Below are 13,895 nucleotides of genomic sequence, written 5' to 3'. Positions count from 1 at the left end.
AAAGGCGTCCAGTCTGAGGTGAAGTTTTGGCCCCAAAATCTGTGGTTGCGGGGCCCTAAGCCCTTCGACGGAGTGATTGGTCGGGCGGAATCACCATGCTGGAGAATGAGCCGGGCACGGGAGCGGAAGGCGGGCTGAAGCGCTGGCTCGAGGGTATCGGTCTTAGCCACTATACCGATCTCTTCGCGCAGCACCGTCTCGATCTCGACGTCATGGCGGACCTGACCGAATCCGATCTGGTCGAGCTCGGATTGCCGCTCGGCGATCGGAAGCGGCTCCAGCGCGCCATGACCGCGTTGTTCCGGGCCGAAACCGCGGAGAAGCCCGACGCGACGGCGCGCCCGCAAATCCGGACGGAGGTCGGCGCCGAGCGGCGTCAGCTCACCACCATGTTCTGCGACATGGTGGATTCCACCTCGCTCTCGGTGCAGTTCGATCCGGAAGACGTGCGCGACATGATCGCGAGCTTCCGCGAAACCTGTGTCCGCGTCGTGAAGCATTACGAAGGTTTTGCTGCCCGCTTCGTCGGAGACGGTATTTTGGTCTATTTCGGCTATCCGACCGCACATGAGGACGACGCCGAGCGCGCCGTGCGTGCGGGGCTGGAAATCGTCCGGGTGCTGTCGACCGCTCGCGCGATCGAGCCGCGTGGCGCGCTCAGCCACTCACCCGCCGTCCGCATCGGCATCGCAACCGGTCTCGTCGTGGTTGGCGACCTCGTCGGACAGGGCACCGAAGAGCGCGACTCCGCGGTCGGAGAAACCGTCAATCTCGCCGCGCGCCTGCAGGGCCTGGCGCCGCCCAACGGTGTGGTGATTTCCACGTCGACCCAGTCGCTGCTGAAGGGGAAGTTCGACTACCGCGATCTCGGCGTCCACGTGCTCAAGGGAATCTCGGAGAAAGCCCAGGCCTGGCACGTGATGCGCGCCTCGCGGGTGGAGACCCGCTTCGCCGCCGCCATGGGCACGCGGCTGACCCCGCTCGTCAACCGGGAGGAGGAGATTGCGCTGCTGATGGGGCGCTGGCAGCAGGCCAAGGAGGGCGAGGGCCAGGTCGTGGTCAAGTTCGGCGAGCCCGGCATCGGCAAGTCGCGCATCATCCAGGAGATCTTCGACCGGATCGCGGGCGATCGCCATGGACAGGTCTCGTTCCAGTGCTCGCCCTATTACACCTCCACGGCGTTCTATCCGTTCGCCGAGCAGCTCAAATTCTCTCTCGGTCTCGATCGCGAGGATGCGTCCGTTCAGTCGCTGGCGAGCCTGGAGACCGCGATCGCCGCCGCTCATGGCGACATCGAGCAGGTTGCGCCGCTGTTTGCCGTGCTGTTGTCCATTCCGACCGGCGACCGCTATCCGCCGCTCGAGCTGTCGCCGCAGCAGCAAAAGGATGCGACCGTCGCGGCGCTGGTCAATCATTTCCTCGGCCTTGCGCGCGAGCAGCCGCTGGTGATCGCATTCGAGGATCTGCACTGGATCGACCCGACGTCCCGTGAGGTGATCGATCTCCTGGTCGACCGGGCACAGAACCGGGCAATCCTGGTCATCATCACCGCGCGCACCGAATTCCAGCCGAGCTGGAACGCCCATTCGCATATCACGACCCTGGTGCTGAACCGGTTGAGCCGGCAGTTGCGCGCGACGCTGGTCGAGCGCGTGGCGGGACGCGAGCTTCCCAAGGAGGTCATCGAGGAGATCATCGTCAAGACCGACGGCGTGCCGCTGTTCCTGGAGGAGCTGACCAAGACGGTTCTCGAATCCAACCTCCTGACCGAACGGCACGGGCGCTACGTGCTGTCGGGTCCGTGGCGGCAGCTTGCGATCCCGGCGACGCTGACGGACTCGCTGATGGCGCGGCTGGACCGGATGGGGCCGTTCAAGCGGATCGCGCAAATCGGTGCCACCATCGGCCGCGAATTCTCCTACGAGACTCTGCACGCGGTCGCCAACACACCCGCCGAACAGATCGAGGCCGCGCTCAATCATTTGGAGGAGGCCGGACTGATCATGCGCCGCGGCCATCCGCCCGATGCGCTCTACTCCTTCAAGCACGTGATGATTCAGAACGCCGCGCATGCGAGCTTGCTGCACAGCGAGCGGCGCAAGCTGCATTCCCGGATCGCCCAGGTGCTGGCCGAGATGTATCCCGAGAAGACCGAGCGCGAACCGGAACTGCTCGCCCATCATATGACCGAATCCGGCCAGAGCGAGAGCGCCGCCAGCTTCTGGCTTAAGGCCGGTAAGCAGGCGGCCAAGAGTGGCGCCAATCTAGAGGCGATCGGGCATCTGGGCCGCGGCCTCGGCGTCGTGCAGGCCAATGCGCGCATGCAGGGCGCCGATGAGATGGAGCTCGAATTGCGCATCGCGCTCGGCAACGCGCTGATCGCCGCCAAGGGCTATGCCGTGCAGGAGGTCGAGGAGAACTACGTCCGCGCCCTCGAACTCGGCCAGCAGCTCGACGACGACGAAAAGGCCTTCGCCGCCACGCGCGGGCTCTGGGTCTGTCATTTCATCCGCGCCGATCTGACCCGCGCGCACGATCTCAGCGTCGAGCTGTTGAAGTTCGCCAAGCGCGAGCGGCTGAACGAGGGGACGCAACCGGCGCAGCAGACCGGCTATCTGATCGAGGCGCATCGCTCGATCGCGATGACTATGCTCTATCGCGGGCGCTTTGCCGCGTCCCAGCATCATCTGCACCGCTGCATCAACCTCTACAGCCCCGACCTGCACTCCGATCTGATGGAGCGGCACGGCACCGATCCCGGTGTCGTCTCGCTGTCCTATCTCGGCTACCTCCTGTGGTTCCTCGGCCGGCCCGACGCGGCGCGCCAGCACAGCGAACAGGCGATCGCGAACGCCGAGAAGATCCGCCACCCATTCACGCTCGCCTTCGCGCTCGTGTTCGGCGCCTATCTCTGCCAGCATTTGCGCGATGTTGAGGGCACGCGCGACCATGCCAACCGCGCCATGATCATCGCCACGGAGCACAATTTCCTGCACTGGAAGCAGCAGGCGGCGATCCTGCGCGGCTGGGCGCTGGCGCAGCTCGGCGAGGCCGACGAAGGCCTCAGCCAGATGCGGTTCGGCCTCGACGAATACGAAGCGATGGATTCCTGGCTCGCCGGCTGCTGGTTCCGCTGCCTGCTCGCGGAGGCCTACGCCAAGGTCGGAATGCGCGATGCCGCCTTGCGCGCGCTGGACGGTGCGCTCGCGACCGCAAGACGGACCGGCGACCACTCCTACCTCGCCGAAGTCTACCGCCTGCAAGGCGAGATCACCCTGTCGGATGAGAATCCGGCCTCGGTGCAGGAGGCCGAGGACCTGTTCAACCTGTCGCTGGAGATCGCGCGTAAGCAGGGCGCTCTGTCCTGGGAGCTTCGCACCGCCGTCAGCCTCGCGCGCCTGTCGCACCAAGCCGGCAAGCGCGAGCACGCTCGTCTCCTGCTCGTACCGATTGTGGCCAAGTTCAGCGAGGGCTTTTCCACGCCGGACCTGAAACAGGCGATGCAACTGATCGACGAGCTCGGCGTGGACGCGCTTGTTCGTAAACAGGCCGATTCCGTGAGATGAGCGATCTTGCCGCCGCGCGTGCGCGTTACGTGGAGCTGATCTCAAAACGCGAGCGGATCTCTTCAACGCGCCTGCTCGAAGCCCTCGGCACTGTTCCGCGCGAAAAGTTTCTGGCGAAGGGGCCGTGGCGCATCAAGACCGAGGCGGCGCGCAACTATCGGCTGACGCCGGATGCTGATCCCGTTCATCTCCAGGACAATGTGCTGGTCGCGATCGATGCGCGCCGCAAGCTTGATACCGGACTTCCGAGCCTGTGGGCGCATTTCATCGATTTGCTCGACGTCGGGGAAAAAGACCGTGTGGTCCAGATCGGCTGCGGGCTCGGCTATTTCTCAGCCGTGCTGTCGAAGATCGTGGGGCCCAAGGGCAGGGTGCAGGCAATCGAATGCGACGAGCGGCTTGCGGCGCGCGCCGCAACCTATCTTGGCGCCTATCGCAACGTCGCGGTCGTCCATGGCGACGGATGCGAGGACATCGGCGAACCCGCCGACGTGATCATCGTTCATGCCGGCTTCTCGCAGCCGCATCCGCTCTGGCTTCGGTCGCTTCGTCCGCGCGGCCGGCTTCTGGTGCCGCTGACCCAGCGGGACCGCGAAGGCGCCGCCCTCAAGATCACCCGCAAGGGCAGGGGGTTCGAAGCCGAGGCGGTGCAGCAGATCCGGATATTTCCCGGCCAAGGCCGCGGTCTGACCGCGCTCGACGACCGCGTCGCCGACTGGTGGCAGCGCGCCTCCGCGCTGGCGCCGCTGCGCTTTCGCGGCATCGCGCAGGGGTTGCCGTCGGATGGCTAATGCTTCGTTTCATTTTACCTTGATTGCGAATGTAAGTATCCAACGCGTCTCGGCGCCGCTATGACTGCGGCCTGATCGCCATACGAGCGCGCGCCATGCATTCCGTTGCCCTGCTGACCGCCAGCTACGCCAAGGATATCGAGCGCTTTTCGCTGCTCAGCGAGAGCATCGACATCTGGTTGACGGGCTACACACGGCATTATGTTCTCGTTAACGATGAGGATCTGCCGCTGTTCGCGCGGTTCGCTTCCGACAAACGCGTCATCGTTCCGGCCTCGCGCTATTTGCCGAAATGGCTGTGGGCGTTGCCGCCGGCTCTGCAGTTCATCAGCAAACGGCGCGTCTGGCTGTCGCTGCTGTCGTCACCTGTTCATGGCTGGCACATTCAGCAGATCCTCAAGATCGCCGGCGTCCTCAACGCGCCAGAGCAGCGCGTTTGCATCCTGGATTCGGACAATCTGTTCTTCCGCGAATTCGACGTCGGTGAGTATGCCGGCGCCGAGAAGACCCCGCTGTTCGTCACGCGCAACGGGATCGACGCCGCCCACCCCTTGCATGTCCTGTGGCTCCGCACCGTCGATCAGCTCCTTGGCATCAAGGACCGGTCCTTCCCCGCGGACGACTATGTCGGCAACGCGCTGGTCTGGGACAAGGACACCGCGCGCGCGATGACCGATTCGATCAAGTCGGCAACGGGATTGAACTGGGTTCTGGCACTGTGCCGGAAGAAGAAGTTCTCGGAATATCTCATGTACGGCCATTTCGTCGCGAACGCGCCCGCGCATCTGGCCACTCATCGGGTCACCGAGGACAGCATCGCGGTCTCGCATTGGGACGACACCCGCCTCGACCGTCCCGCCATCGAAGCGATGATGCGCGCCGCTTCGCCCGACCAGGTCGCGCTGTGCATCCAGTCCTATTCGTCGACCTCGATCGACGACATCCGCGACGTGTTCCGCCTCAGCTCGCGCGACCGTCGCGGTCCGAGTCTTTCGCCCGAGCACATGGGCGACGAGGCTCAGTTCGAAGTGCCGAAAGCTCGCTAGACCTTACACGTCTCTCGTGAACTTGCTGATCACGTTCATGAACGGCTTCGGCTTGAACTCGCCGTCGAGCGGCAAAGGACGGTTCGGCTGCTTGTCGGCGCGGGCAAAGGTGCCGTTGATCCAGCTGTAGCGGTCCGAGAGGCCCCAGGTCAGGATCGAGCGCACCGGTCCGCTGGTCGAGATCGCGGTCAAGAGATCATCGACGCGCTTGGCGACGATGGCATCGCGCTCCGCCGGCGTCCCCGTCAGCTTCTGGTCGTCGACATCGAGCTCGGTGACGAGCACCTCGAGGCCCCAGGCGCGCAGCTCGGTGACGAATTCGGCAAGCCCATGGGTGTCGATCTCGAGCTCGGCATGCAGATGCGCTTGCAGTCCCACGGCGTGCAACGGCACGCCCTGGTCGAGCAGCTCCATGATGAGATGGCGGTAGGCAGCGCGCTTCGCGACGAACGTGTCCTTGGCCGACTCGATGTCGTATTCGTTGATCGCGAGCTTGACGAAGGGATCGGCCGCGGCCGCCGTGCGGAACGCCAGCGGAATCCAGCGGTTGCCCAGATGCTGCGTCCAGAACGACTCGCGTCGGTCTTTCGGGCTGTGCGGATTGTCCGGGATCGGCTCGTTGACTACGTCCCACGACGTCAGCTTGTCCTTGTAATAGGAGACGACGGTGCCGATGTGGTCGACATAAGCGCGCTCGACGCCCTTGGTATCCTTGATCTGCTTGGTCCAGTCCGGAATGTCGTGATACCAGGCGAGCGCGTGGCCGCGCATCGTCAGGTCGTTCTGCCGGGCGAAATCCAGGATCGCGTCGGCGCGTTCGAAGGCAAAGGTGTGCGCGTCCGGACGCAGCATCGGCCATTTCAGCTCGAGCACCGGCACGACTTGTGTGCAGTAGGTGCTGATGGCTTCGCCGAGCCTGGGATCCGCTTGCAGATCCCAGAGCGTGGCCGCGGCACCAAATCCCTGATAGCGCTGGGCGAGTTTCGACGCCGGCGCTGCGGACGCCGATGCGGCTGCCGCGAGTGCTGCGGCGCTGCCGAGGAGAAATTCGCGTCTGTCGAGCCTGGTCACGGCATTCCTTATCGGAGCCAACGCGCCACCGTACCAAGCGACGCCTTGCAACGCCGGGGATTTCCCTCGTTGGGTTAACTTTGCCAGTGCGAATCACGGTTCCTTTCGGTGGCCGTGGCGCCGTCAGGGAAGGGCAAATTTAACGCTAACCCGCGAAAGCGGCTTCAAAACCGGATTCGCCGCCCGATCTCCAGACTTATGTGACACTCTTGAGAGATGTTGCGGCGCAATTCGTTGGCCCCGCCATGGTCCAATTGATGAACGGCCGTCACACTCGCAACAACGTTGCCGGTCCCGTGCTCGCATGCTGAACCGCCATTTCTCGATTTATCTCGTCGCCTACATCCTGCCTGCGGCGGTGGGCTTCTTTGCCGTCACGGCCTACACGCGGCTGCTGACGCCGGCGGAGTACGGCGTTTATGTCGTCGGCATCAGCCTGGCTGGCATTCTAGGCGCAATCTTCTTCGCCTGGATCAAGCTGTCGGTGTCGCGCTATCAGGCGATGTCGGCCGAGGTCGATTTTCGCGGCACAGCGATTGTCGCCTTCGCGCTCACCGTTGCCGTCCTCTGCGCCACCACGCCGCTGGTTTTCCTGTTCCGCAATGATCTCAGCGTTGGGCTGCTGCTTGCCAGCATGTTCGTCGCGATCATGGCGAATGCCGTCGATGTCGGCCAGGAGTTCGAGCGCGCAAAACTGCGCCCTTACAGGTTCGCGGCGATCTCGATCGTGCGCAGCGTGTCGAGCGTCGGTTTCGGCCTGCTCGGCATCTGGCTCGGCTGGGGTGGACTGGGACTGCTCGCCGCATTCGGCCTGGGTTCGCTCGCCGGGATCATCCTGAACCTTCTCGGTGACCGCACCAGGATCGCGCGCTTTCAGCGCAGCCAGTTCGTGCAGCTCGCGCGCTACGGCCTGCCGCTGACGCTGGCCGGATTGTCGGTTGCGGTCTACTCGGCCTGCGACCGCCTCATCGTGGCTTATTTGCTCGGCAAGGACGCCGCCGGAATCTTTGGCGTCGCCGCCGATCTGCCGCGACAGTTCATGGTCATGATCGCCTCCAGCGTCGCCGCGGCGACCGTGCCGTTGGTGTTCCGGTCATTGTCGGACAAGAACATCGAGACGACGCGGGAGCGGCTGACCGAGAGCCTCGAACTTCTGCTCGTCGTAGTTGCGCCCGTCGCGGTCTGGCTCGCGCTCGTAGCCGACCAGGTCGCCGGCACGCTCGTCGGCGTCGACTTCCGCGCCGGCGTGTCGGTATTGCTGCCGACCCTGGTGCTCGCGCGCTTGTTCGGCATCGCCAATCAGTTCTATGTGCAGATCAGCTTCCAGCTTGCCGAGCGACCGTTCATGCTGGCGGCGCAGTCGTTCCTGACGCTGGTCGTCAGCGTGGCGTTGATGTTCGTGCTGGTGGCCGGCCATGGTCTCTACGGCGCGGCGCTGGCGACCCTTGCAACCGAAGCGATCGGTTTCCTCGTTGCCGTCGTGCTGATGCATCGCGCCCATCCGGTCCCGTTCGACCTCCACCGCCTCGCCGGCGTTGCGGTCTCCGCCGCGGCGATGGCGGCTGCGATCCTCGTGGCACGATCCCAGGTCAATGGCATCGGCCTCGTCCCGCTCATGCTCGTGAGCCTCGCCGGCGGGCTCGCTTATGCCGCTGCCGCGTGGTTGCTGAACATCGCAAACGTCCGGACGCTGTCGCTGCGTTTCCTGCGAACCTTCAACCGCAAGGCGCTGGGCGTTTAAGCCGCGATGCCTGACGAGGCTCGGCCTCAGCGTCTGAAGCTCTGAAAGCGCCGCCTGGCCTGGCGATGGCTCGGTTCCGACCGGAAGCGCACAGCCGCCCGGGTCTAGGGCGGAGGGCGATTTTGTTGCGTCCGTGGCCATAACTGTGCTTCTTGGGCGGCATGTCGGGAGCAGAGCAGATATGACCCAAGGAACGCCGGAAATCCGCGCATCGGCGCAGTTGCTTGCCCGCTATCGCGAGCCTGACAATACGCGGGGTGTCCTCGAACTGGCGATCACGGCGATCCCGTTCGTCGTCATCTGGGCTCTGATCTGGGTCGCTCTTGACCAGGGCTATTGGTTTGCCCTCCTGCTCGAGGTGCCCGCGGCGGGTTTGCTGGTCCGCCTCTTCATGATCCAACACGATTGCGGACACGGCTCGTTCTTCCGCGGCCGCGTTGCCAACGATTGGGTCGGCCGTGCCATCGGCGTGATGACACTGACGCCATACGGCTACTGGCGGCATAACCATGCGGGCCATCACGCGAATTCCGGCAATCTCGACCACAGGGGCTTGGGCGACATCGATACGTTGACCACGCGCGAATTTCTCGGGCGGTCGCGATGGCGCCGGACGCTGTATCGCTTGTATCGACATCCCCTCGTGATGTTTGGCGCCGGTCCCTCGTATTTGTTCATCTTGAAGCACCGATTGCCGGTCGGGATGATGCGTCGCGGCTGGAAACCCTGGCTGAGCACGATGGGCACGAACATCGCCCTCGCGGTTCTCGCCGTCACGATGATCTGGCTGGTCGGCTATGGGCCGTTGCTGCTTGTGCATCTGCCGATCGTTGTCCTGGCGGCGTCGATCGGTGTGTGGCTGTTCTACGTCCAGCACCAGTTCGAGCACACGCATTGGGCCCACGACGAGACCTGGAACTTTCACGACGCCGCGCTGCACGGCAGCTCTCACTACCAATTGCCGGGTGTCTTGCGATGGTTCACGGCAAATATCGGCGTCCACCACATCCATCATTTGTCCAGTCGAATTCCCTGCTATCGCTTGCAGGACGTATTGCGCGACCATCCGCAGTTCGCTGGTGTCGGGCGGATCACGCTGCTCCAGAGTTTGCGGACCGTGCGGCTGACCTTGTGGGACGAGGAACGGCAGCGGCTCGTCTCCTTTGGAGAGGCAGCCTTGTTTGGCAAGGCAGCCTTGTTTGAAAAGGCAGCCTTGACTCCAGTGGCTTAGCTTTACGCCGCCCCGCGCGGCCGCCGACCGGCGTGAATTCGCGCGATCGGAACGCGATGGGCGTCTAGCGGCCGTTCAACGTGGCTTCGCCGTCCGACGCCGGGCGCTGGCAGCCGTGTCACCGATCCCCGGTCATTCTGTCGCAGCGATAGACCGCCAGCTTCGGCCGCGCGGCGCCCTTCCGCCTGCGTTAACCGTCGTATATGAGATTTATCGCCGGAACGTGCCGAATGTCGCCACAGACGGAACGTAAGGCGGCGGCGATTTCTTAATTCAAAGATCGCAATCTGATCAATGACCGGCGGACTGGCATTTCGACCGAGGATGGCATGAGAAACCTGATGACAACGGCGCAATCCACCGTGGCGATGCGGCGTTGGGGGCCCCCCCGAATTGTGACCCTGGCGGCAATGCTCGCCTTTGCGGCCGTGGCTCCGGCCAATGCGGCCAAGCAGGCGCGTCAGCCGGCCGAGGCGGTGGCACCGCGCGAGGCTGGCGAACCGATCATGGCGATCGTGTCGATCAAGAGCCAGCAGGTCACCTTCTACGACGCCGAGGGCTGGATTTTTCGCGCGCCGGTGTCCACCGGCACGACGGGACGCGAGACGCCGGCCGGCGTCTTCGCCATCATCGAGAAGGACAAGGACCACCACTCGACCATGTATGACGACGCCTGGATGCCGAACATGCAGCGCATCACCTGGAACGGCATCGCGCTGCATGGCGGGCCGCTGCCCGGCTACGCCGCTTCGCATGGCTGCGTGCGGATGCCGTTCGGCTTTGCGGAGGGCCTGTTCGACAAGACCAACATCGGGATGCGGGTGATCATCTCGCCGAACGACGCGGCTCCGATCGACATCGTTCATCCCGCACTGTTCATGCCGAAGCGGGACGCCATTGCGGCGGCGCCGGGCCAAATTGGCAGGCTCTCCGGCGAGGCCGAGGAGGCCACAAGGGCGGCCGACGAGGCCAAGAAGGCCGCGACGGCGGCCGCGAAAGAGGCGGCATCGCTGCCGGCCTCGTTGCGCAAGCTGGAACAGCAGAAGACCCGCGCCGACGCCGAGCTCGCCTTCGCCGACAGGCAGCTCGCGGCCGCCAAGACCGATCAGGCCCGCGCCAAGGCCGAGGAGCTGAAGCAGAAGGCCGCCACCAAGGCCGCCGACGCGGCGACGCAGCTCGATGCCGCCAAGAGCGCCGCACAACCGAAGCGCGACGCGGTGGCTGCCACGAAAGAGGCCGCCAAGGCGGCAGCGGCCAGGAAGGCCGATGCCGTGAAGGCCGCGACCGACGCAAAGCTCGCACTCGAGCCGGTCTCGGTCTACATCAGCCGCGCGACGCAGAAGCTCTACGTGCGGCGGAACACGCACAAGCCGGCACCGGACGGCGGCGGCGAGGTGTTCGACACCAGCATCGAGGTTCCCGTCACGATCCGCAATCCGGATCAGCCGCTCGGCACGCATATCTTCACCGCGATGGCGAAGACCGACACCGGCCTGCGCTGGAGCGTGGTCACGATCGAAGACAGCGACAACGCCAAGAACGCACTCGACCGCATCACCATCCCACAGGAGGTGCTCGATCGCATCGCGCCGACCGCGTTGCCGCGCTCCTCGATCATCATCTCGGACGAGCCGCTGAGCAGCGAGACCAACTACCGCACCGAGTTCGTCGCAGTGCTGAGCAACCAGCCCCAGGGCGGTTTCATCACGCGCAAGCCGACCGCGCCTCCGATGGCCATGGCGAGCGATGACGGCTGGGACAATGGCGGCAACGGTTTCGGCTTCTTCTTCCAGCGCGATCCGAATCCGCAGCCCGTCAATCCGCGCCGGCGCGGCCAGTATCAATATTATCAGCCGGCACAGCCGATGCAGCGGGGCTTCTGGTAGGAGCGGGCGGATCGAAGCTCGCACTATCGCCGCGCCTCGATGACGATAGCCTGGATCTTGCCTTCGATCGGTCCGGACCCATGGCGCGTTCGGATCGCCTCGGCGACGATGTCGGTCGCAGCCTGAAGCTTGCTGGCATCGCGCGCCTCGATCTCGCTGCGCAGCGGCGTGCCCTGGCAGAGCGCGATCGCGACGTGCTCGGGCGACGGGGCCCGGCTTATTTCAGCTCGCGTTTCGATCGATATGTCACGGAAGCCTGCGCGTTCGAGGTCGGTTCTGATGACGGCCTTGTCGTGATAGCCGTGCGGCGTCCGGGCCATGAAACGAGGCGGGTCGTCGGGAAACAGCTTTTCGAGCGCGACGGTCGCTTCATGCGTCAGCACATTGTCCTCGATGCGATCCCAGACGTTGAACACGAACGTGCCATTGCCGTTGAGGACGCGCTTCACTTCCCCGTAGGCCTTCACGCGGTCCGGAAAGAACATGGCGCCGAACTGGCAGCAGACCACGTCGAAGGCTGCATCGTCGAAGGGCAGGGCCGAGCCGTCGGCCTGGCGCCACGAGATTCGATCGTCGTCTGCCTGACGCTGCGCCGCGACGGCGAGCATCGGCTCGTTGAGGTCGGTGGCGACATAACGGACACCGCGCGGCAGCGCCGCCGCCACCGCGCGCGTCACGGCGCCGGTGCCTGCCGCGATCTCGAGCAGCACGGAGGGAGACCGGGCCGCGACACGTCTTGCGATGTCGTCGGCGTAAACGGCGAAGATCATCGGCACCAGATATTCGTCGTAAAGCTTCGGGATCGAGCCGGCGAAAACCTTGTCGGTGTTGGACATGCTTGCCTCGCTGAAGTTCGGAGACGAGGCTCACGTTACCATCAATTGCCGTCTACCGCGCCAGCAGCGCGGTGAACCCGGCCGGTTCCTGCCGGCCAGCGTCATCGGCCCCCTCCGACCTCGCGGATCGGCCGCGTGCCGTCCCAGCTCAAAGCAGCCTGCCGGACCTTCTCGAAGAACGGCCCCTTGGTGCCGCTGATGTCGGAGATCTCGATCACGGTGCCTGGATGGGCCTGGGTGTCGAAATAGGCAAAGCGCCCCTTGTCGCCGCCGATCTGGCCCTCGTGGCCGATCCTGTAGCCGAGCCCGAGCGCCCTGTCGTAGAGCGCCTGGTAGTCGTGGCTCCAGTAGGACATGTGCTGAAGGCCTTCGTGGCCGGACTCGAGGAACTCCCTGTACAGCGAGGGCGCGTCGTTGCGCTGCTGGATCAGCTCGATCTGGAGATCGCCGGAATTGGCCAGCGCGATGCTCATCTCGACGGCGGAGTTTTCGCCGCGATGGCAAAACCAGTCGGTCTTGACGCGGTCCATGTAGTACCAGGGACCGACGCCCATCACCTCGATCCAGTGCTTCATCGCGGAGTGGATGTCCCGCACCACATAACCGTTCTGGCGTACCGCGCCGAAGATGCGGCTCATGCCCGCGCTCCTCTTGTCAGCTTGATCACTTCAGTTCAATGCCCGCGTCCTTGGCAACCTGCTTCCAGGCCGCGATGTCGCTGGCGTTGATGTCACGCTGCTCGTCGCCCGGCACGAATTGCGGCGTGATGCCAAGCCCCAGCAGCTTCTCCTTCACGTCGGCATCGGCGAGCGCGTCCTTCAGCGCCGCGGACAGCTTTCTTGCGATCGGTTCGGCAAGCCCCGCAGGCGCATACATCGCCCAGGACAGGCTGCGGTCGAACGGCACGCCTTGTTCCTTGTAGCTTGCGACATCCGGCAGGCTCGGCGAGCGTTCGCCGCAGGCGGCCAGCGCCTTGATCGAGCCGTCCTTCACCAGCGGCGTCGCGGTCGCCATGTCGAGTGTCGCCAGCGAGATGTGGCCGCCGAGCAGATCGCCGGCCAGTTTGGCGATGCCGTTGAACGGCACGTGGTCCATCTTGATTCCGGTCTGCTGCATCAGGATTTCCGCGCAGAACTGTCCGGTCGAGCCGACGCCCCAGCTTCCGTACTGGATCGGCTCGCCCTTCCTGGCCAGCGCGATCAGGCCCTTGATGTCGTTGGCGGCAAAATCCTTGGTCGCCACCAGCATGATCGAGGACGTGCCGATGCGCCCGATCGTGGTGAAATCCTTGATCGAATCGTAAGGCAGTTTCGGATAGATCGCCGGCGCCAGCACATGCGTGGTCATGCCGCCTACGGTGATGGTGTAGCCGTCATTCGCCGACGCCGCGACCATCTGGGTGCCGAGCGTGCCGGCAGCCCCGGTGTGGTTCTCGATATAGACGCTCTGTCCGAGCGTCTTGCCCATCCTGTCGCCGAGCAGTCGTCCGATCACGTCGCCGCCGCCACCGGCCGCATAAGGCAGCAGCATCCTGATCTTGTGCGTGGGATAGGCGGCCGGATCCTCGGCCCGCGCAGGCAGCATTGCCGAAAACGTTATGACCAATGACAAAGTTGCGGCGCGCAGCAGACGAAAATGGACGAAGCGCGCCATGACCTGATCTCCCCAGATTGCTCTCCGCTTCTTTTGAGAGCGGAGTTGAAGCGCAAGACCGAACGAGCGATCGT

The 13,895-nt window shown here is 64.5% G+C and carries 10 protein-coding genes; 6 read left to right on the top strand and 4 right to left on the bottom strand.

The features are described 5' to 3' along the window. Positions 1-95: 95 nt before the first annotated feature. From IVB50_RS04085 to IVB50_RS04075, 3 genes are all read left to right on the top strand, one after another. Positions 96-3,566 (top strand): AAA family ATPase, encoded by a 3,471-nt coding sequence (locus IVB50_RS04085; RefSeq protein ID WP_085350333.1) that lies wholly within the window; start codon positions 96-98, stop codon positions 3,564-3,566. Further along, the gene (locus IVB50_RS04080; RefSeq protein ID WP_018455681.1) at positions 3,563-4,357 is read left to right on the top strand and encodes an rRNA adenine N-6-methyltransferase family protein; all 795 of its coding nucleotides are present in this window, start codon (positions 3,563-3,565) and stop codon (positions 4,355-4,357) included. The genes IVB50_RS04085 and IVB50_RS04080 overlap by 4 nt, the downstream gene beginning before the upstream one ends. A gap of 95 nt (positions 4,358-4,452) precedes the next feature. Further along, positions 4,453-5,403 (top strand): DUF6492 family protein, encoded by a 951-nt coding sequence (locus IVB50_RS04075; RefSeq protein ID WP_247294657.1) that lies wholly within the window; start codon positions 4,453-4,455, stop codon positions 5,401-5,403. A gap of 3 nt (positions 5,404-5,406) precedes the next feature. On the opposite strand, the gene IVB50_RS04070 is transcribed toward IVB50_RS04075, so the two are convergent. Next, positions 5,407-6,474: an endo-1,4-beta-xylanase gene (locus tag IVB50_RS04070; RefSeq protein WP_018455679.1), complete on the bottom strand. Its 1,068-nt coding sequence runs from the start codon at positions 6,472-6,474 to the stop codon at positions 5,407-5,409. Positions 6,475-6,778: 304 nt separating this feature from the next. Between IVB50_RS04070 and IVB50_RS04065 the strand changes: the two genes are divergently transcribed. From IVB50_RS04065 to IVB50_RS04055, 3 genes are all read left to right on the top strand, one after another. Continuing rightward, positions 6,779-8,215, top strand: a complete 1,437-nt coding sequence (locus IVB50_RS04065) for an oligosaccharide flippase family protein (RefSeq protein WP_247294652.1) — start codon at positions 6,779-6,781, stop codon at positions 8,213-8,215. 181 nt (positions 8,216-8,396) lie between these two features. Next, positions 8,397-9,446, top strand: coding sequence for a fatty acid desaturase (locus tag IVB50_RS04060; protein ID WP_018455677.1), 1,050 nt, complete (start codon positions 8,397-8,399; stop codon positions 9,444-9,446). Between the two features lie 329 nt (positions 9,447-9,775). Next, positions 9,776-11,332 (top strand): L,D-transpeptidase, encoded by a 1,557-nt coding sequence (locus IVB50_RS04055; RefSeq protein ID WP_247294650.1) that lies wholly within the window; start codon positions 9,776-9,778, stop codon positions 11,330-11,332. Positions 11,333-11,355: 23 nt separating this feature from the next. Here IVB50_RS04055 and IVB50_RS04050 read toward each other — a convergent pair whose 3' ends face one another. The 3 genes from IVB50_RS04050 to IVB50_RS04040 all read right to left on the bottom strand — a co-directional run bounded on the left by IVB50_RS04050 (position 11,356) and on the right by IVB50_RS04040 (position 13,821). Then, positions 11,356-12,168 (bottom strand): class I SAM-dependent methyltransferase, encoded by an 813-nt coding sequence (locus tag IVB50_RS04050; RefSeq protein ID WP_247294648.1) that lies wholly within the window; start codon positions 12,166-12,168, stop codon positions 11,356-11,358. A gap of 101 nt (positions 12,169-12,269) precedes the next feature. After that, complete coding sequence (locus tag IVB50_RS04045; RefSeq protein ID WP_247294646.1) at positions 12,270-12,806, bottom strand: VOC family protein; 537 nt, start codon at positions 12,804-12,806, stop codon at positions 12,270-12,272. Positions 12,807-12,831: 25 nt separating this feature from the next. After that, entirely contained in the window at positions 12,832-13,821 is a 990-nt protein-coding gene (locus tag IVB50_RS04040; protein ID WP_231188860.1) for a tripartite tricarboxylate transporter substrate binding protein, read from the bottom strand. Positions 13,822-13,895 lie beyond the last annotated feature (74 nt).

Origin of the sequence: Bradyrhizobium sp. 87 (genome assembly GCF_023073015.1) — a bacterium.
In the GTDB taxonomy this organism is placed as follows: Bacteria; Pseudomonadota; Alphaproteobacteria; order Rhizobiales; family Xanthobacteraceae; genus Bradyrhizobium; species Bradyrhizobium canariense_D.
Note: the sequence above shows the minus strand (reverse complement) of the source record. Positions and strands in the feature narration are given on the sequence as shown.